The 19,331-nt window shown below is 69.0% G+C and carries 14 protein-coding genes and 5 pseudogenes; 12 read left to right on the top strand and 7 right to left on the bottom strand.

All coding sequences use genetic code 11. The annotated features are described in order from the left end of the window. The first annotated feature begins 2 nt into the window (after window positions 1-2). Both HYQ63_RS12675 and HYQ63_RS12680 read left to right on the top strand, forming a co-directional pair. Window positions 3-584: a DinB family protein gene (locus tag HYQ63_RS12675; RefSeq protein WP_179933916.1), complete on the top strand. Its 582-nt coding sequence runs from the start codon at window positions 3-5 to the stop codon at window positions 582-584. Between the two features lies 1 nt (window position 585). Beyond that, window positions 586-1,023 (top strand): VOC family protein, encoded by a 438-nt coding sequence (locus HYQ63_RS12680; RefSeq protein WP_179933917.1) that lies wholly within the window; start codon window positions 586-588, stop codon window positions 1,021-1,023. Between the two features lie 65 nt (window positions 1,024-1,088). On the opposite strand, the pseudogene HYQ63_RS12685 reads toward HYQ63_RS12680, so the two are convergent. Then, window positions 1,089-1,567, bottom strand: a pseudogene (locus HYQ63_RS12685) (peptidoglycan-binding protein); the annotation flags it as partial. Window positions 1,568-1,691: 124 nt separating this feature from the next. Continuing rightward, window positions 1,692-2,597, bottom strand: coding sequence for a LysR family transcriptional regulator (locus HYQ63_RS12690; RefSeq protein WP_179933918.1), 906 nt, complete (start codon window positions 2,595-2,597; stop codon window positions 1,692-1,694). Window positions 2,598-2,670: 73 nt separating this feature from the next. Between HYQ63_RS12690 and HYQ63_RS12695 the strand changes: the two genes are divergently transcribed. Continuing rightward, window positions 2,671-3,999 carry an MFS transporter gene (locus HYQ63_RS12695; RefSeq protein WP_257231811.1) on the top strand — a complete coding sequence of 443 codons (1,329 nt, stop codon included), beginning with the start codon at window positions 2,671-2,673 and terminating at the stop codon, window positions 3,997-3,999. Further along, the gene (locus HYQ63_RS12700) at window positions 3,986-5,365 is read left to right on the top strand and encodes an ankyrin repeat domain-containing protein (protein WP_179933919.1); all 1,380 of its coding nucleotides are present in this window, start codon (window positions 3,986-3,988) and stop codon (window positions 5,363-5,365) included. The genes HYQ63_RS12695 and HYQ63_RS12700 overlap by 14 nt, the downstream gene beginning before the upstream one ends. Before the next feature lie 131 nt (window positions 5,366-5,496). On the opposite strand, the gene HYQ63_RS12705 is transcribed toward HYQ63_RS12700, so the two are convergent. Together HYQ63_RS12705 and HYQ63_RS12710 are read right to left on the bottom strand one after the other, a co-directional pair. Continuing rightward, window positions 5,497-6,315 (bottom strand): site-specific integrase, encoded by an 819-nt coding sequence (locus tag HYQ63_RS12705; RefSeq protein WP_257231812.1) that lies wholly within the window; start codon window positions 6,313-6,315, stop codon window positions 5,497-5,499. A gap of 469 nt (window positions 6,316-6,784) precedes the next feature. Then, complete coding sequence (locus tag HYQ63_RS12710; RefSeq protein ID WP_179933920.1) at window positions 6,785-7,063, bottom strand: helix-turn-helix domain-containing protein; 279 nt, start codon at window positions 7,061-7,063, stop codon at window positions 6,785-6,787. 574 nt (window positions 7,064-7,637) lie between these two features. On the opposite strand from HYQ63_RS12710, the pseudogene HYQ63_RS44610 reads away from it, so the two are divergent. After that, window positions 7,638-7,733 (top strand): annotated as a pseudogene (locus HYQ63_RS44610) (transcriptional regulator); the annotation flags it as partial. Between the two features lie 53 nt (window positions 7,734-7,786). Here the strand turns inward: HYQ63_RS44610 and HYQ63_RS45985 are convergent. Then, window positions 7,787-8,047 (bottom strand): annotated as a pseudogene (locus HYQ63_RS45985) (hypothetical protein); the annotation flags it as partial. Between the two features lie 239 nt (window positions 8,048-8,286). Here HYQ63_RS45985 and HYQ63_RS12715 point away from each other — a divergent pair. The 6 genes from HYQ63_RS12715 to HYQ63_RS12740 all read left to right on the top strand — a co-directional run bounded on the left by HYQ63_RS12715 (window position 8,287) and on the right by HYQ63_RS12740 (window position 16,303). Beyond that, window positions 8,287-9,288 carry a helix-turn-helix domain-containing protein gene (locus tag HYQ63_RS12715; RefSeq protein ID WP_179933921.1) on the top strand — a complete coding sequence of 334 codons (1,002 nt, stop codon included), beginning with the start codon at window positions 8,287-8,289 and terminating at the stop codon, window positions 9,286-9,288. A gap of 73 nt (window positions 9,289-9,361) precedes the next feature. After that, window positions 9,362-9,733: a hypothetical protein gene (locus HYQ63_RS12720; protein ID WP_179933922.1), complete on the top strand. Its 372-nt coding sequence runs from the start codon at window positions 9,362-9,364 to the stop codon at window positions 9,731-9,733. Between the two features lie 461 nt (window positions 9,734-10,194). After that, entirely contained in the window at window positions 10,195-10,404 is a 210-nt protein-coding gene (locus HYQ63_RS45990) for a hypothetical protein (protein WP_218929561.1), read from the top strand. Window positions 10,405-12,823: 2,419 nt separating this feature from the next. Beyond that, window positions 12,824-13,615 carry an IPT/TIG domain-containing protein gene (locus tag HYQ63_RS12730; RefSeq protein WP_179933923.1) on the top strand — a complete coding sequence of 264 codons (792 nt, stop codon included), beginning with the start codon at window positions 12,824-12,826 and terminating at the stop codon, window positions 13,613-13,615. A 154-nt stretch (window positions 13,616-13,769) separates the two neighbouring features. Beyond that, window positions 13,770-15,032: an IPT/TIG domain-containing protein gene (locus HYQ63_RS12735; RefSeq protein ID WP_179933924.1), complete on the top strand. Its 1,263-nt coding sequence runs from the start codon at window positions 13,770-13,772 to the stop codon at window positions 15,030-15,032. 428 nt (window positions 15,033-15,460) lie between these two features. After that, window positions 15,461-16,303 (top strand): right-handed parallel beta-helix repeat-containing protein, encoded by an 843-nt coding sequence (locus tag HYQ63_RS12740; protein WP_257231813.1) that lies wholly within the window; start codon window positions 15,461-15,463, stop codon window positions 16,301-16,303. Between the two features lie 12 nt (window positions 16,304-16,315). Here HYQ63_RS12740 and HYQ63_RS12745 read toward each other — a convergent pair. After that, window positions 16,316-17,166: pseudogene (locus HYQ63_RS12745) on the bottom strand (IS701 family transposase); the annotation flags it as partial. Window positions 17,167-17,447: 281 nt separating this feature from the next. On the opposite strand from HYQ63_RS12745, the pseudogene HYQ63_RS12750 reads away from it, so the two are divergent. After that, window positions 17,448-17,639 (top strand): annotated as a pseudogene (locus HYQ63_RS12750) (phosphotyrosine protein phosphatase); the annotation flags it as partial. 971 nt (window positions 17,640-18,610) lie between these two features. Here HYQ63_RS12750 and HYQ63_RS12755 read toward each other — a convergent pair. Beyond that, window positions 18,611-18,820, bottom strand: coding sequence for a hypothetical protein (locus HYQ63_RS12755; RefSeq protein WP_179933926.1), 210 nt, complete (start codon window positions 18,818-18,820; stop codon window positions 18,611-18,613). Window positions 18,821-19,331: the final 511 nt, after the last annotated feature.

Raw genomic sequence — 19,331 nt, forward strand, 5'->3', positions numbered from 1 at the left:
TCATGACCGACCAGACGTGGAACACCCTGCTGCGAGACCAGATCGGCTGGCACTGGACGTACCAGCTGCGCGACCGTCTCGACGGACTCACCGACGACGAGTACTTCTGGGAGCCGGTGCCCGGCTGCTGGAACGTGCGCCCGCGCGGCACCGGCAGCGCCCCGGTGCAGGCCGGGTCCGGCGCGATGACCATCGACTTCGCCATGCCGGAGCCCGACCCGCCGCCGTTCTCGACGATCGCCTGGCGCCTCGGGCACGTGATCGTCGGCGTCCTGGCGATGCGTAACGCCGCGCACTTCGGCCGTACGCCCACCGACTACCAGTCGTTTGCGTACGCCGCGACCGCGGCCGAGGCGCTGGCCCAGCTCGACGCGGAGTACGCCACCTGGCAGGCGGGGGTGGAGTCCCTCGGCGAATCCGGCCTCGCCCGCCCGTGCGGGACGGCGGAGGGTCCGTACGCCGACCATCCGATGGCGGCGCTCGTGCTGCACATCAACCGCGAGATGATCCACCATCTGTCCGAGGTGTGTCTGCTGCGCGATCTCCATCTGCACACCCACCGGACCCGACGGGAGGCGAGCTGAGATGGCCCGCGACGTTCAGATCACCTTCGACTGTGCCGACCCGGCCGGGCTGGCCGCGTTCTGGGCCGAGGCCCTGGCCTACCGGGTGCAGGACGCGCCCGAGGGCTTCGACTCGTGGGACCAGGCCCTGGAGGCGATGGGCGTGCCGCCCGAGAGACGCAACGACGCCTCGGCCCTGGTCGACCCGGAGGGCGCCGGGCCGCGGCTGTTCTTCCAGCGGGTGCCGGAGGGCAAGCGGGCCAAGAACCGCGTGCACCTCGACGTACGGGCCGCCCCCGGCCTCGAAGGGGACGCGCGGATGGCGGCCCTGGAGGCGGAGGCCGAACGGCTGGTCTCCCGCGGCGCCACCCGGCTGGAGCGCCACGAGCCCGCTCCCCCGCTGTTCACCGGGCACCTCGTGATGGCCGACCCCGAGGGCAACGAGTTCTGCCTCGACTGATCGGCCGGGGGCACGGGAAGGGCCTCGCGCCGTGGCGCGAGGCCCAAGGGGGTGTCACCGGATGGCTAGTCCTGTGGTACGCGCAGCTCGTCCCAGCTCTTCTTGCCCGGGATGCCGTCGGCGTCATCGCCGGAGAAGCCCAGCTTCCGCTGCCACGCCGCGTACGACTTCTTGTCGGCGCCCGTCCACTCCGGGCCGGGGCCCTCCTCGTAGTGGTCGCAGCCCTCGGCCACGAGACGCTCCCCCATGGCCGTGGTGATCTTGCTCTCCCGGCCGTTACGGAAGAAGTCGGCGCCTTCTGTGCCTCCGGCCACGGGTCCTCGCCGTCGCCGAGGTTGACGCATTCGAAGCCGTAGAAGCGGGCGTTGCCGTCCTTGTCGGCCTCGTTGTCGGACGGCGGCTCGGTCTCGTTGATGACCGCGTTCAGGACGTCGTTGTCGCCGGGGCCCGTGTGGTTGGCACGGCCGTTGCCGACGAGGTGGATCTCGCCCTTCTTGTCGATGACACCGTGGCACAGCGGCCCGGGGAGGTCCGAGTGGCCGTCGTTTAGTGCACCTGGCTCCCGTCGGGCGCCCGCAGCAGCGGATTGCGGGCCGCGTTGACCGGCCACTCCACGGCACCGGTGGCCATACGGGCCGGAACCGGCCAGTGGTCGCCTGGGTGGCGGCTTACAGGGCTCGCGTGGCGGCCTCGGTGATCGTCTCGACGGCGTGGGTGAGGACGGGTATCTCCCTGGCCCCGAGGCGGGTGACGGCCATGATGCGGCGGGCCGGGGCCGGTTCACCGTGCAGCGGGATGCGCGCCACCAGCGACTCCTCGCTCAGCTGCGCCAGGCGCGGCACGAGGATGACGCCGAAGCCATGGGCGACCAGGGCGGTTCCGGTGCCCCACTCGTCCGCGTGGTGGGCGATGTGGGGCGTGAAGCCCGCGCTCATGCAGGCGGCGAGCACCAACTGGTGGTACGTCGTGCCCGGGTTGCCCACGATCCACGGTTCGCGCGCGGCGTCGGCCAGCGTGACGCGCTGCCGCCGGGTCAGCGGGTGGTCCCGGGGGACGACCAGGTCCAGCGGGTCGTCCAGCAGCGGCCGCTGGTCGAAGCGCTGGTCGGTCATGGGCGGGGAGTCGGCGGTGACGACGAGCAGCGCGAGGTCGGCCTCTTCCGACAGCAACAGGTCGAAGCAGCGGTCGGGTTCGGCCTCGATGATCCGCACCGTGAGGTGGGGGTGGGCGTCGCGCAGCTCGGCTGCGGCGGGCGGCAGCAGTCGGCTGGCCGCGGTGGAGAACCCGCACAGGGTGACCTGCCCGGTGGGCTCGGTCCCGGCGGCGGCCAGCTCGGCCCGTGCTCGCTCCCACTGTTCCTGGAGCCGCTCCGCGTGGCGCAGCAGGATGCGGGCCGCGTTCGTCAGACGGATGCCGCGGCCTTGCTGCACCACCAGGTCCGTTCCCACCTCGGCGGCGAGCTGGCGCAGTTGGTAGGAGACGGCGGACGGCGTGTAGTGCAGCGCCTGCGCCGCGGCGGTCACCGTGCCGTGCTCGGCGACCATCTGGAGGATCCGGAGCCGAGAGTCAATCATGCAAATAGTTTGCACGGTAAGGCCCAGAACCGTTTGATTTTCTTCGCGCCCGCTCGGCTCCACACTGGCGGACGTGGCTGATCAGCGGGCGAACAGAGTTGAGTCGGAACGGGCGGAACGGGCGGTACGGACCACCGTACTCCTGGTGGTGGTGCTGACGGCGGGCGCCTATCTCCCCAGCCCGCTCTATCCCGACTACCAGCGGCTCTTCGGCTACGACGACCTGGTGATGACCCTGCTCTTTGCGACGTTCGCGCTGGTCAGCGGACCGGCGCTGCTGCTGTGCGGACCCGCGGCGGACCTCGTCGGCGACCGGCCGGTGCTGCGGTTGAGCGTGCTGCTCGCCGCCGCGGGCTCGTGCTGCTTCCTCCTCGCCGACAGCCCGGTCTGGCTCTTCACCGGGCGGGTCGGCCACGCGCTGGCCCTGGGCGCCGCGACCGGAGCGGCGCAGGCGCTCATCGCCCGGCACCGCAGCCCCACGGCCCGCGTCGCCGGACCACTGCTCGCGGGTCTCGCCTTCGCGGCGGGCACCGCCCTGGGGCCGGTGGCCTCGGGCGTGCTCGCCGAGTACGTCCCGGGCACGCTGACCACTCCGTACGTGCTGCATCTGACCCTGCTGGCATGGGTGTGGCACCGGCTGCGCCGGACCGTGCCCGGACCGATGACCACCGGCGGGGCAGGGGCGCGGGCGCGGCGCCGGTGGCGCCCCACCCGCCCGCACATCCCACCGGCCCTCCGGGCGCTCTTCCTCATCGCCGGGCTGACCGGGTTCCTCGCCTGGGCCGTCGTCGGCATCTACCTCGCCCTCCTGCCCGCGCTGCTCGAACAGACCCCGCACGGCGACCATCCGGCCCTGGCCGGCGGGGTGTTGGGAAGCGTCCTCGTGTGGTCGCTGCTGGCCCAGCTCGCCGGTGCACGCCGTACCGCGTACGCCGCCCAGCGGTACGGACTCGCCGCGCTCGCCGGGAGCCTGGTGCTGCTCGCGTCCACCGGGGCCGCCTCGCTGCCCGCCACGCTCGGCTCCGCGGTCCTCGCCGGTATCGGGCACGGACTCGCCTACAGCGGCGCCGCGCGAGCGGTCGACGCGCGGACCCCGGCCGGGCAGCGCGCCGGGATCGGGGCCGCCCTGTATCTGCTGTTCTACTGGGGCTCCGGGGCACCCGCGGTCGCCGTCGGGCTGCTGACCGCCTGGATGCCGCTCACCGCGGCGGTGACCTGGCTCAGCTGGGCCGGAGTGACACTGACCGCGCTCGCCCTGACGGCCACGTTCCGGGTCGGCGCGCGGAGAGGGTCGTCTGCCGCGCCACTTCCCGCGGCGCCCCGGACCTGGTACCGCCGCGACCTCACAGGGGCTGTCGCTGTCACACCCCCCTGTGAGAATCCCGGTCATGGATCTGGATGAGCTGTTGCGGTGCCTGGTGGAGGCCGAGTCGGGGGAGCTGCGGGAGCAGTTGACCGGTGGGCGCTACGCGGTGGTGCAGTACGACTACGACGAGATGAGCTTCGACGACGCGGACCTCGCGAAATTCTTCGGCGCCCCGGCCCCCGCCGATGCCGGGGAGACGGACGAGGAGGACGAGGACGAGGACGGCGCTTCCTTCGCCCTCATCGGTGTCGCGCCCTCCGTCTACGAGGCGCTGGATCTCCTCGGCGAAGAACTCCCCGACGAGGAGTCGCTGACGGAACTCGACCAGGAGGAATGGGCGGAGGAGGCGGCCGACTTCGGCGCGGATGTGGTGGCCGAGGGCAAGGACGAGTGGGTCGCCCGACTCCAGGGCATACGCGACCCGCGGCGCCGCTCCGTGGCCCAGTTGCTCTGCGGCGTCCTCGGCCCGATGGACTTCCTGACCGAGGAGTTCGAGAAGGACCCCTACCTGGGGCATGTGACGGCACGGCTCCCCGGGGCGCGGTTCGTGATGCTGGCCAGCGCCGCCCCGCCGCACCAGGAGGTGGCGTTCGCGATCCTCGAACTCCCGCCCCGCGGCACGCCGGACCCGGCCGCCCGCGCCCTGCTGCGGGCCGCCGCCGGAGACCTGGCCGCGCTGCGTACCGCGATCGGCGAGGGCGCCGACGTCAACACCCTCGACGAGTACGGCACGGCACCGCTGCACCATGCCGTGGCGGCGCGCACGCCCGCGGCCGTCGGCGCGCTGCTGGCGGCGGGCGCCGATCCGCGCGCCCAGGCGTCCTTCGGTAACGCTCCCCAGTTCGCCGCCGCCGACCGCCCGGGCCGCCCCCACCCCACCGCCCGCCGGGTCGACGGCGAGGAACACTGGAGCATCCTGTGGTCCCTGCTCGACGCGGGCGCCGACATCAACGCCGTCAACACCGCCGGTCAGACGCTGCTCGACCTGGCCATCCGCTCGGACCCGTACCCGGAGCGGCAGGTGCGCCTGCTGCTGGACCGGGGAGCCGTCAGCCGCGAACTCGCGCACACGCGCGTGGACTCACTCGTCTCCAAGCTGCCCTACGGCTACGAGGATTCGTTGCGCATCCTGCGAAACCAGGTCCGCTTCCTGCTCACCACGGGCGCCCCGTACGACCACCCGCTGGACGCCATGCTCGGCTCCACCGGCTACTACGAGCGCGAACTCTCCGGTGACCATCTCGTCGACCTCGTCGACCTCATGCTGGCCCACGGCGTGCGCGACCGGCCGGGCACCTACGGCAGGACGGCCCGCGAAAGCGCCCAACAATGGGTCGACCACGGCCTGACCCACTACCAGGGGGTGGTGGACCGGCTCGCCACCGCAGAGGTGGCACCCTGACGTCGCAGACGGCGGCGGACGAGTCGGCCTGTACGCCGGGTTCTGTCCCGCTCCAGGGTCGATCAAGCTCTGACCCGCTATTTTTCCGCCTCCTGGCACTGAGACGCGCCGCCTGGGACATCTCAGGGACTTTACGCCGCGTCCGTCAACCAGGACTCGATGGCGGCGAGGCCGCGCGCTCCGGCCTGCGGCATGAAGTGAGTGTAGGTGCGGAGCGTGAAGGCGGTATCGGAGTGCCCCAGCCACTTCGCGAGCGACACGATCGACTCGCCTGCTTCGAGCATGACCGACGCGTACGTATGACGGAGCACGTGGAAGCCGTGCTCTCGGCTCGGCGCCCACACGCGGGTGGCCTTCTCGCCCTCGCCCTGCTGCGGGAGCGGCGGTATGACTCCGGCCGCCGCAAGCGCGGGCTTCCACGTCTTGGTGTTCCAGGTTGACCGGTTGATCGGCCCATGCCGGGTCGAGTAGACCAGCAACGACACCGTTACCTTTCGGCGCTGCTCCCGCAGCAGGTCCGGCTCCTCTGGGTCCAGCCACGGCAGAGTGACCTCGATGGGAACGAATCGTTCCTGGTGATCGCATATCCTTGCCGCCAGGGCCGGGGCCAGCGGTACGTCGCGCTCCTCGCCACCCTTCGGCGGCCCGAAGTAGAGCTGCGATTTGTACCGGAGGATCTGCCGCTCGACGTGTACGAAGTCGCCCCGGATATCGTCGGGGCTGAAGGCGAACGCCTCACCCTGCCGGAGCCCACAGCCCACGCCGAGGTCGAGCCCGATCCGATACCGATCCGGCAGCTCCTTACGAACCGCGTCCACACGATCCTGCTGCCAGGCGCGCGCCTTACGCTCCGGCCTCTTCGGTGGCTTGATCGAACTGCTGCCCTTGCACGGATTGCGCAACAGACGCTTGTCCTCAACCGCAGCCTGCATGATCGCTTTGAGGTACACCCAGGCGACGTACGCTGTCCCCGACCCGACTTCACGCTGACGTCGGCCGACCACTTTCGTAGCTCTGCGACACCAATCTCCTTGAGAGCCAATTTCCCAAGGTGCGGCAGCACTTGCCCCCATACTCGGTATTCCATGCTCTCCAGCGTCTGAGCCGGGTGCACCTGGGACGGCCACCAATTCTTCTCGACGTACTCGCTTAGAGTGATAGCCCCATCGCGCGAGTCGAAAAAGTCACCCCGACGCGCGTCCGTCTGCGTTTCCGCCAGCCATGCTTTGGCGTCCGCGACGGTGGCTTGTTCGGCCGCTTCTTGAGCCATCGGTCCTCGATGTAGCCCGCCATAGGTGACTCCTTCCTTGCCTGGTGGGAGCTCTCTCATCGCGACGTGCGTCGGGATCAGACACACAGACGACCCCCATGCGCAAGAAATTCCAGGTGCTGCCAACTTCCCGAAAATCCAATTGCGTGTCAGGCCGCGCGGCGGCGCCCACGCTGCTGCGGCCTCTTGTTCAGCGGATTGAGAGCCGCGTTGGACCGCGAATCCGCCTCCTGCTGTTCGGCGAGCCACGCATCCAGCAGATCCCGTCGGTACATGAGCCGACCACCAGGCCCCATGCGGAAGCTCGGCGGCCCCTGCCTCCGATGGCGCCAGACGTAGAGGGTGTTCACAGAGATGCCCATGTACTTTGCCGCGTTCTGGACATTCAAGAAGGCAGCCTCGATCACGGGCTGCAGTTCATTGCGCATCGATGTGCCTCCAGGGTGAACGCCGCCAAGAAGGCGGGCATGCCTTCCGCCCGCCATTCGCGCGGAGAAGCCGCGACGGACTGTTGCTGACAAGCAGGATCAGCATCCAGAGAATCGAGGATTTGGCGCGGCCGTCATGCTGTGATAGCTGAGAGCGTCAGTGCACTCGACCGCACGTGCGCCAGCTCCGAGGGCAGTAGCGGCGGCCCTGGTGGCGGCGGCGTGGTTCGCACCGTTCTGGCGGGGTGCGGCAGCGTGGTCCAACCTGCGGCAGCCCCCTGGTCGCGGCGGCCTGGGGGATCAGCTGGGCGGTGCAGCGTGGTGAGGACACCACCGGCCCCAGTAGCAATGACGACGGCGAATCGTTTCCGGCTCGACCTGCGGAACGGCGTCCTGCCAAGCTTCGCGCGCACTGAGGATGGCGACCTGCTCACCGCGGTCCAGCTTCCTGGCCTCGGCCCTCGGAAGCAGGGTTGCTTCCCAACAGGCAAATCAGCCTACGACTGCCACGTCGATCGAACCAGAACCAAAGAGCCCGCATCTGGTGACGCCGCCTTCAAGCCCTCCGGAACCGATCTACACTCTGGCCGACGGCCACCTGCGCCGCGTCGTGAACGAAGCACTCAGTCTCGCCGACCATCACCTGTCCAACCAGCCCGCGCACGACTGAGCCCAGCCCCGACGGCTGGGTCCGGGGAAGCCTTGACCCTCCAGGGCGGCAGGTCATGCGACTCCATGTCCGCCTACCTTCGGGTGCTGCCCCCTTCCTCTGGGCGGGCGGGAACGTAGTTCCCGGCAGTGGTGGAGGACAGCCCGAACCCTCTCGTGATCTGCACGGGATCGGCGTTCTCGTGGGCTTCGGCCAGGACGCGGGCGGGAGCGGGCGGCGGTCAGGCCCTCGCGGGTTCCCTGGACGGTGAGTTCGCGGATGAACGCGGCCAGGGCGGCGAAGACGTGGAAGATCAGGCGTCCGCCGGGGGGTGTCCCGCCCGGGAACAGCTCCGCAGGGCCCTGCACGGGTGGGCGGGCAGGCACGGTTCGGGCGGTCCGGCGACGCTCTTCTGCCTCTTCTGCGTGCCGCGCCCGTCGGCCTTCTCGGTGAGCTTTCGGACATCATCACGCGGAGAGGTGTATGGCTGATCATGCGACTCAGGTATAAGAAGACGGTGTGGGTGTACCCATGCCACTTCGAGCCGTGGAACCGTTCTGCCGGGGGGCTGTGAATGCTGGTGACGGAGTTCAGCACAGAGGTCGTCGCGGCACCGGAGCGGTTCGAGTTCTTCGCCGACGTCACCGACCAGTCACACATGGCCAACCGGCTGCGCAGCAAGGCTGAGGACGACTTCCTGGCCAGGATGCGAGGCCTGCAGCTGGGGGAGGTTACCGTCTCCACGATGTCCTTCCCGCATCTGGAGATCACCCGGACCGCCCAGATGATCCGGCGGTCCGATCCCGAGGCGTACCAGGTCAACTACTTCCTGCAGCAGCAGGGAGCGCTCTCCCTGGCCGGTCGCGATACAGCGCTATGCAGCGGTGACCTGGTGGTTATGGACAGCAGCCGCCCCTACCACGGAGACGTTCACGCGGTTCGGGGCGGCTGGTCGCATGTGACGGTGCAGTTCCCCCGGAGGCTGATGCCACTGCCGGACAAGACAGTGCAGCACCTGCTCGGCACCCGGGTCGACGGACGCCGCGGCATGGGCGGCATCTTCGCCCGCTGGCTGACCGACCTGAACAGACGCGCCGGCGAGATCGCTGCGGCTGACGTCCCCACGCTCACCTCGGTCACGCTGGATCTCCTGGCATCCGTACTCGCCCGCTGCCTCGACGCCGAGGAGTCGCTCAGCCCGGACACCCGCCGCAGCGCCCTGCGAGTCGAGATCCTCGCGTTCGTCGAGGAGCATCTCGCCGACCCGGCCCTGACGCCCCGGGCGGTCGCGGACGCCCACCACGTCTCCTTGCGCCGCCTGCAGCAGATGTTCGCCGAGGACGGCACCTCGCCAGCGGCCTGGATACGCCACCGCCGCCTGGAACGCTGCCGCCTGGACCTGGCCGACCCCCGTCTCGGCACACGCCCCATCCAGGCCGTCGCCGCACGCTGGGGCTTCACCGACCCGGCAAACTTCAGCCGCCTCTTCCGGACTGCCTACGGCATGCCGCCGCGGGACTACCGGGACCTCCTGTCCGAACGTTGCGCGAATCGCCAAGAACCCTGCGCGGAATGACAGGCCGAGGCTCTCTCTCCCTCCCTACCGTTCTTCACATCCGCCGTCTGGTTTATGGACACAGGGAGACGCTGTGCACCTACGTCGCGCCTTAACGGCCGCCGCCCTTACCTCCGCCGCAGTTCTCGCCAACCTCACCGGCACCGCCACCGCGGCAACGCCGCCCAGCACGGAAGTGGCAGCGGCAGCGGCTCGCTGCAACTGGGATCCCGACGAGTACGGGTGGGGCAACGCCCACGCGCGGGTCATCACTCCGGGCTGGATCCGCAGCGGCCCCTACGCAGAGTGCTCGGGCGTCAAATACCCGGGCCTGTACGTCTTCACGTGCTACGCCGACAACGATTTCGGAAACCGGTGGTACTACTCCCGCGAGCTGCAAGGCTGGGTGTACACCGCCAGCGTGAAGTTCGACCTGGGCAGCCCTCCGCCCACCCAGCGGTGCTAATCACAAGCCCAGAAGCCTCACAGCCGCCCAGCGGCACAGGCGGAGGGGCCGGAGGTCACGTCTCCGGCCCCTCCCCGAAATGACCTGGCCGAACCCGTCCTCTTCGGGCCTCGCCGTACGCAGCCGCGTCAGACGCTGACCGAGCGGCACGCCCAGGCGCCTTGGATGGCGGGTTTTGCGGCGCGGCTGCCCCACCTTGAAATTCGAACTCCCTATCGCATTGCTGTGTCCAGCTTCGATTTCCCCCAGGGCCTCATCGAACTGCAGTGTGCTCGGACCCGTGTCTACGAGGAGTTGGCCAGCCGTCCGGTCGACGCAACAGCTGCGCGCCGTCGGCTGTTGTCGCTGTCGGCCCGGTTGTTCTGGCATCCGCTCTTCGACGCCTCAGCCGGGGGGACTCCTGCCGCCCGAGTAGAGCTGCGCAGGCAGGTACGGGAGGCCGCTGACTCCGGAGGGAGGCCGTGAGGTCTGAGCAGCAGGAACGGATCCTCCGCGCGGCGCGCGAGTTCATGATCGAGCGGGGTGATCCACCGACGATGCGGGAGCTGGCGGACGTGGGTCTGTCGAGCACGTCGACGGTCACATATCACCTGAAACGGATCCGGGAGCGTGGCCTGCCGGTGGAGACCAGGAGCAGAGCAACAGGCCGGTGCCCGCTCTGCGGCCGGTAAACGCCTCACGCCGGGCCGACTATGCAAAGGCCATCTCAGAGGGCGGTATGTGAGGTCAGCCGATTCGACGCCTGCGGGCAGGAGGCTGTCCGGGCTGGAAACACACCCGGACAGCCCTCCCTGCGGCCTGCCGCGCGGGCCGCGCAACGCACCTCACGCGAACCGCCCCCGGGGCGACGGCGGCGACGACCGCAGATCCAGATTCCCGGGCGGCTACCTACCGGAACGAGGAGTCCAAGCCCGAACGGGAGACAGACATACGCCCACCCCGGCCCGGAAAGAGCCAAGTCATCCACATCGGGGAGCTTTCGGCAGGAGTCAGCCGGTAACTCTTCCGCACCGGGATGGGCAGCCATGCCCTATACACAGCCCCCCATACAAGCGGCGGGCCAACAAGACCACGCCACAACAAATCACCCGTACGGAGTAACCTCCGCACTAAGTGCACAAACGGGCTCGCGCCTGTAAGGCTGAGCGTTGAACTGCGCCCGGGCGAATGAAGTCTCCGCGAACTCCTCTGCTTCTATGGCTTTTTGCGTTGCGTCAGATCGTCTGTGTTTTCCACGGAATGAGCTTATCGGAGGAATCAAATGAACATCGGGAAGAAGGCAGCTCTCCTGGCCGAGGCCGCCAGCACGATGGTGATCATTGGGGCCGGCGGCGCGTCCCCCCACTGGTGTTGGAAGTTTCCGGGACAACAACTGTGACGCCGTCACCGGCATCAACCTTTCGCCGCTATCGCGCCCACCGGTGATGTCAATGTCGGGGTCCGAGTGCCTCAACGTGTACGAGACCGGTGCGGCTTTCCAGCGCAACGACTGTGACGCTGCCACCACACCCAACCCACTCATCGGCGGACTCGCTCCGCCCGAGCGGGGTTCGGGCGGCATGAGCGTCAGCCGGTGCTGGGAACGCCGGTGCCCGGGCTCGGCTCCCGCGCGGCGAGTGGGGATTCTCCGTTACACGGTGGCCAGGGCGGTGACCATGCTCTGCATCCAGGACAGGCGGTCCTGCTCCGGCCCTTGTAGTCGCATGCAGGGTAGCCGCAGACGCCGTCCTGGCTCTGCTGGCCGAGGACGAAGGCTCAGGTGGAACTTCTTCCAGGTCCGTGCAGATGTGCGGTGGCGGATTCCGGCGGGGGCTCTTTGTGCCGGGCGCGGCCGCGGCGACGAGAGATCGGCGGCCCGCCGGGGCGGGAATCAGCCCGAGGCCGGACAGCCGGTGAATGCCCGGCACGGCCTGCGGGGCACGGTGTCGGGCACTCAGGGCGGCCGTCGTAGCGGCGAGGAACCGGTCGGGTGAGGTGCAGGAGATGGTGAGCGCGCGCAGAGCGGCGGCGAACGCTCCGACGACTTCCATTCCTCCCAGCTGTCAGGCGTCAGCCCTCGCGTCCGCGGGCAACTCGGCGAAGTAGCGGAGCGCCGGGCGGGCAGGCCGGGTTCGCCTACCGCGCGGGCTCCGTATGCCCGCGGCTACCGCGGCGGCAGTCCCGGTTCGGGACCGTGGAGGATAACTGCACAGCCCGGGCGACACCGCCGCGCGGCGGTGTCGCCCGGCCAGGCGTGGAGTGGTCCGCCACGACCGGGCCGCAGACCGCGGAAGCCGCGGACTGTGAGGCGCCTGCTGTGGCGGGCTGCGGTCCAGAAGAGCGGCCAGCGTGGCGACGATGGTGGTGTGGTAGCTGGTGGTCCAGGCCCGGTACTCCTCGCCGATGTCCGTGAGTTCGGTGTGCACGATGCCCGGAGGGCCCTCCACCCTGCCTCCTGCGCAGAGGTAGGGAACCCTAGGCGCGACGCATTTCCCGGCCTTCGGTCACTCTTAAACACCGCAGACAGCAGAGCAGTTCGCCCACCAGATCGCGTTCCGGCGCCCCTTGTCGGCCACTAGGAGCGCTTCCAGGAGGTCTATGGCTTTCCCTCCGGTTGAAGCCGCGTGGCCAGCGCGGCACCACGATGTCACGTAACCTGTCCGCCTGCGTGGGCAGACAGGCGGACAGGCTGTTTCATCTGCCGCTTCCAGGAAGGACGGGCTGCCCACCGGAACCGGCGTCACCAGTTACACACCGGCCGGAGACGGGACTCAACAGTCTTGACCCGCCATCACCCGAATAGACGGCGCGCGACGGACGTAAGAGATGCTTAACCGTATCTGCATATAACTTCCTCATGCTTCCTGTTCCACCTTCCGCTCCTTTCGTTCGGTCGCTTAAATCAAGCTGAGTGCGATTGACGGTGCCCATGTGATGGCGCCGAGTCGCTTTCCACTGGACGACCCGCCTCCAGGTGCCAGTACCGGGGCATCGGGTCTTCACGCGAGCCCTTCCCGCCTCACCGGAATGTCCCTTGCGGCTGTGGGGCGCGTTCATCCATCCAATGGCTCTCCGCACCGCCCAGAGCGATGCGACCGAAGGAGAATGATCATGGCAGCCATCACCTCGCTGGTGGACACGACGACCAACACCAACCAAGGCAAACCCGGGGACACCGTCCAGATCAACGGCACCGCTCTGTCCACCACCACCAGGGTGAACTTCGGGGCGACGTCGGTCACCCCGACCGGCGTCACCGCCACCCAGGTCACCTTTGTCGTGCCCAGCACGGCACCGTGCTCCGGCCAGGTCTCCGTGAGCGTGAGCAGCAATACCGGCGCCACCAGCAACTCACGGCCCTTCTTCGTCATCGCCGCGCCGACGACCACGGCCCTGAGCGTCACCTGTCTGCCGGCCGCCACGGGTGGCGCGGCGACGCTGTTCGGTACCAACTTCCTGACCGGGACACAGGTCGGGGTGGGCGCCGTCGGCAGCGTCGCGGTCACTCCCACGCAGACCAACCAGGTGACCTTCACTGCCCCGCCCAACCCGGGGCAGGTCGCCGACGTGTCGACAGAGCCGGTCACGATCACCACGGCCGGCGGCACGAGCGCGTCGGGCACCACCCTGGTCGACTACTACCTCACGCCCGCCATCACCACGGTGGCTCCCGCGACGGGCACGGCCGGGGACGACGTCACCATCACCGGAACCTCCTTCATCGGCGTCGACACCGTCACCTTCACCGACAGCGCCGCCGCCACCGCCACCGCGGTCTTCACACCCATCAGCGACACCCAGCTCGTCGCCACCGTGCCCGGCGGACTCGCCGCCGGCGCCGGGACCATCACGGTCACCACCTGCGGCGGCACCTCCAACGCCGTGGCCTTCACCATCACCTGACCTCCGGGATCAACGGGGCGCCGACGGCACGACCATCAAGTCGCTGCCTGCGTCGGCGTGTACGGGCGGCGACGTCCCACCGCGCCCTGGCCGACCGGCTGGCCAGGGCGCGGCCCGTCCAAGAGGAACGAGAAGGAAGAAAAGAGCGAGCATCATGGCCCCCGTAGTGACCAGTGTCAGCCCCACTCAAGGTGGACCAGCGGGGGGCACCCTCGTGACCATCACCGGCTCCGGCTTCACCGGCGCCACCGTGGCCAGGTTCGGCCCCAACCTGGCCACCAATGTGGTCATCGTGAGCGATACGCAGATCACGGCCAGGACACCCGCGGGAACCGGCACGGTCAAGGTCACCGTCACGGGACCGACGGGGACCAGCACCCAGAATGTCCTCTTCACTTACACCACGGTTGCGGCTCCTGTGCTTACGTCGCTCACTCCGGCTTCGGGCTCCACCTCTGGTGGGAATACCGTGACGATCAACGGCAGCAATCTTTCCGGAGCTACGCAGGTGCTCTTTGGGCCCAACCCGGCGACAGTCCTCACCAATACGGCTACGCAGATCACCGTCAGCGCGCCTGCGGGCAGTGGCACGGTGGGCGTCACCGTCACCACTCCCAGCGGTACCAGCAACGCCCTCAGCTACACCTACGTCGCCACCCCGGCCCCCACGATCAGCAGCCTGAGCCCGACAGCGGGGCCGACTTCCGGCGGCAATACAGTCACCATCAACGGCACCAACCTCTCCGGGGCGACCTCGGTCAAGTTCGGGATCAACTCGGCGACCATCCTCACCAACACCTCCACGCAGATCACCGTCAGCGCGCCCGCCGGGCCCCCGCCCTCGGCCAACGTCACGGTCACCACGCCCGGCGGCACCAGTAACCCGCTGCCGTACTTCTACATCGCCGCACCGACCGTCATGGATCTGTCCCCGGACCTCGGCCCGGACACCGGCGGCAACACCGTCACCATCTTCGGCAGCAATCTGACGCTCACCAGCGCCGTCCAATTCGGCGGCAATCCGGCCACCGGAATCAACGTGATCTCCGACAACCAACTGACCGTCACCGCCCCGGCGGGATCAGGAACGGTCGTCGTCACCGTCACCACGCCGGGCGGTACCAGCACCACGGAGCCCGGAAACCCCTACTACACCTACCTCGGGGCACCGGTCCTGACCAGCCTCACCCCCTCCAACGGCCCGGACACCGGGGGCGACGCGGTCGTGCTGGGCGGCAGCAACCTGACCTACACCGACGCGGTCACCTTCGGTGGCGTCCCGGCCTCGTTCTCGGCGATCTCCGACACGCAGGTCGTCGCCACCTCACCCGCCGGGACGCCCGGCACGGTGAACGTCGTCGCGCACACCCCGGCAGGGAACAGCAACACCCTCCCCTACACCTACAACCCGTCGTGATCCGGCCGCCGGGCGCTGACCGCGGTTTCGTCGTTCAACAGGGGCTGCTCCGCCCCATCCGCCGAGGTCCTGAGCGCCCTGTCGTTGCGTGAACGGATGCCGAACGCCGCCTGTCCGCACAGTCCGAACCTGCTGCTCTTCCTCTCCCCAGGAACACCCAGGAACGCCCAGGAACATGTAAGGAGACCCTCGTGCGACTCGTGACTACGATCCGCGGATCCATCCCCGTCATGGTGCTGGCGCTCTTGGCGTGGGGCGCTTCCGCGCCGGCGTCGGCCGAGGAAGGGCGGACCAGGGCGGGCGATGACGGCTCGCCCCGGGCCACCGTGCCCTGCGGGGACGCGGCGGCGCTGGTCACCGCGGTGGGCCAGGCGGCCTCCGGCGGGGCCGTCACTCTGGCCGCCGGGTGCGTGTACACCCTCACCTCGGTGGCGGCGACGGGCACAGGCGGCGCCGACGGGCTGCCGGTCATCACGGGGAACGTGACCATCGCCGGCGCCGGATCGACCATCAGACGCAGCGCCTCAGCGCCGAACTTCCGCATCGCGGAGATCGCGCCCGGCGGACGTCTCACCGTCAGCGGGGTGACCTTCTCGGGCGGCCAGGCGGTGGACGGGGCCGGAATCCTCGATCTGGGCGCCCTCGTCCTGTACCAGAGCGCGGTCACCACGAACGTCGCGACCGGCATCGGCGGCGGCATCGAGGCCGGCCCGGGCGCCACGGCCACCCTCCTTTCGAGCCACGTCTCGGGCAACACCGCCGGGGACGGCGGTGGCATGCACGTCGGTACGGGGGCCTCGCTGACCGTCAACAACAGCACGTTCTCCGACAACACTGCCGACAGCACCGGCGGCGCCATCGCGAACTTCGGGAACTCCGTCCTGAACGCCGTGACGATTGAGGCCAACCGCGCCAAAAATTTTGAGGGCGGCGGTATCTGGACGTCTCTCGGCAATTTTTCCTTCAACCGCGGACGCATCATCGGAAATAGGGCGGGAAATAACGGCGCCGGTATCGCGAACTTCGGCAGCGCGCTGCAATTGCAGTCCACCACGGTGTCCGGAAACGTCGCCACCCTGAATGGCGCCGGACTCTTCAATCACGCGGGAACCGCACAAATTGTCGGCAGCAACATCACCGGCAATACGGCCAACGGCGGCCAGGCCGGCGGCATCTTCACCGACGGCGGTTCGGTGTCGCTGATCGCGGCGAACGTGACCGGAAACAATCCGAACAACTGCGTCCCGGCCCTCGCGGGCTGCTCCGCCTGACACCCGACGCGGCAGGCCCAGGCCGTGCTTGAGTTCCCGGTAGTCGTACTCGATGCGCCAGCGGATCTTTGCCAGGCGGACCAGTTCGGCGATGGGGGTGTCGTTGGGCAGGTCGGACAGCCCGCCACCGCTACCGGCGGCTGCCGGCAGCGGGGCTGGGGCGAGCGGCCATTGCCCGACCAGGCCGGGGTGGTGGGAGCCGCCTCATGCGGCTGGACACTCAGGTCGCCACGGGCGCCGACCACCCAGGGAATGTGCCGTTCGGCCACCGCGTGGCGGAAGTCGGAGTCCTGCCCGTAGCCGGCGTCGGCCACCACCACCGGCGGCACCAGCCCCCACCCGGCCAGCTCGTCCAGGACCTCAGGCGCCAGCCGCCACTTCTCCCGGTGCCCGATCTGGTCCGGCACCCCTGTAATACGGCGCCGTGCGGGGTCCTGGGCCCACTCCTTCGGCAGGAACAGCCGCCACTGCAGCGGGCACGACGCGGCGTCGGTGACCGCATGCACGCTCACCGCGACCTGGCAGTTGGCCTGTTTGCCCAGCGCCCCGCAGTACTGATGCCCGAGTCCGACCGACATCCGGCCGTCCTTGGGGAACGACACATCGTCGACCGCCCACGCGTCCGGGCCGATCAGCGGCACCATCCTCTCCGCGATCCGCCGCCGGACCGGCACCGGATCCCATGGCGACTGGTTCACGAACTGCTGCAGGTTCTGCTCGTTGCCGTCCGGCAGCCGCTCCGCCATCGGCTGGGTCGACTTCCGCCGACCGTCCAGCATCAGTCCCCGCAGGTAACAGTCTCCCTTCGCCCGCTGGTCCCGCCGCGGCACCGATGCGAACACATCGGCCACGAACGCCGCCAACTCCCGCCCGAAGACCCTCCACTTGCCGCATGTCCATCCATCCACCGTGCCTCGGACGAACACAACCGGCAAACACACCTAACGGAGCCCTACTAGCGCCCGTTGTCCAGCGCCACGACTCAGCTGCGATCCAGGGCCGGTTTCACGCCGAACAGCTCGGCGATCTCCTCAGCCGACCGCCAGGTGCGTTGCAGATCCGAGGCTCACCGTCACGGGCCAAAAACCTCAGCCCTGGACCCGGCATATTTCGAGCTCAGTCCCGAGACCGCCCGCGTATACCGGAGGCGTCCGACTACGTCATCACCATGGGCTGCGACGATGCCTGCCCGATCTTCCCGGGCAAGAAGTACCTCGACTGGGCTCTGGAAGACCCCGCGGGCAAGGGCGTGGAGTCCGTCCGCCCCATCCGCGACGAGATCAAGGCCCGTATCGATGAGCTGGTCGCCGAGATCGATGCCCAGCAGGAGAAGTAACCGCCGGACCGACACCCCTGTGCGCGAGGTCATCGCCATAGGCTCCGGCCCCGCCGGATACACCGCCGCCCCCTACACCGCCCGCGCCTCATCAGGCGACGATAGACCAACCAAAGGATCACGAACCGCCCTCTCGGAAGAGAAGCAAACGGGAACCGCAAGATCGCGCCTCGGTGTGCGGATGTGGGGGCTGGGAGGAGTAACTGACCTGGCTCCAGAGAGCAGTGATACGCCCAACCCGGACCGGAAAGAGCTGGGCTTCCACAGCGGGGCTTTCCGGTCCGGGATGGGCTGCCATGCCTAACCACCGTGCCCACGCCAGCGCCTGGCCAACAAGAGCGCACCACAACAACTACCCGTACGGAGCACACTTCCCGGCGCTGAGTCCCGTCCTGCGATCCGCAGAGCGGCGCCCCGCCTGGGCTCTACCCCGGCGGGGTGCTGTCCGTCCAAGCAGCCGTGCAGCACGACGGCTTCCGCCTGACCGAGGCAGGAACATCGGTTGCGGAGTCGGGTTGGTGCAACGGCAACATCCCTCTCCTCGATGTAGTCGCCGCGAACGCGCCCGCGCCCGCACCGGTAGCGAGAAGCGCCTTTGCTGGGTAGGCAGCCCCATCACCGAGGCGGCATTACGAGGCAACCGCTGTACCTTCCCGGCCAGAGCGCTAGGCCAAAGGAGTGATTTCCTGTACTCGGTGTGGTGCATCATCCCGGCGGTAGCTGTACTGGTCCTATCGACTGTGGGGTGCCCATCTCCCTGTCGGGGTCAGGACGGAGATCGTTTTTGCGTTCCTGTTCCGTTCTCTTGGGCACCCCGGCAGCGAGTGGCAGCCCCGCGCCACACTGACTCGAAGGGGCTGCATCATGCCAGTCGCCATCACTCCCCCCACGCCCCAGGCGTGTACCACATTCACGGCCCAAGTCACCTCTGCCCCTGCCGGGGTCAGCGCCGGAGACACCGCCACCTTCACCTACAACGCCCAGACCCAGTCCGCGACCGTCGCCGCTGACGGGACCACACCTCCGGTCACCTTCACAGCCGTGGGATCCGGCTCCCAGATTCTCACCGTGGTGTACAGCAGCGGCGCCACCATCACCGGCGTCGAGGTCGTACCGGTCACCGTCACCCCCGCACCCCCCGGGACGATCTCCACCACCCTGACCACCGTGGGCTCGACCACGCAGGCCAGCACAACCCTGACGTGCGGCGGTGACCCTGCCTCGCTCGACGGCACGATCGAGTACACGCTGCCCGGCGGAGCGACGGTGTCGACGCCCGTAGTCGACGGCGTCGTGACCCCGGTCGACCTCGGGGTGCCGCTGACCTCGGGTCAGTCGGTGACGGCCACCTTCGTAGCGGCTGCCGGGACTTGCCCCGCGTGCACCTTCGTCCCGGTCACCACAAGCCTGTGCACGGTGGTGCTCCTGCCTCCGGCCGGCCCGGTCACTGAGGGACAGCCCACCACTCTTCAGGCGCTGGTGTTGTGTAACGGTGTGCCGGTCAGTGGTGCCACGGTCAGTTTCGCCAGCCCGAGTGGCACCCTGGGCACTGGTACGACCGATGCTTCCGGTTTGGCCTCGGCGACGGTCACCTTCCCCACTGCCGGGGCCACTACGGCTACCGCCACGGTCACCGCCACTCCGGCCGGCACCGACTGCGAGTGCACCGGATCAGCGTCCGTTCCGCTCCCT

It is taken from the genome of Streptomyces sp. Rer75, assembly GCF_013414305.1.
Classification (GTDB): domain Bacteria; phylum Actinomycetota; class Actinomycetes; order Streptomycetales; family Streptomycetaceae; genus Streptomyces; species Streptomyces himastatinicus.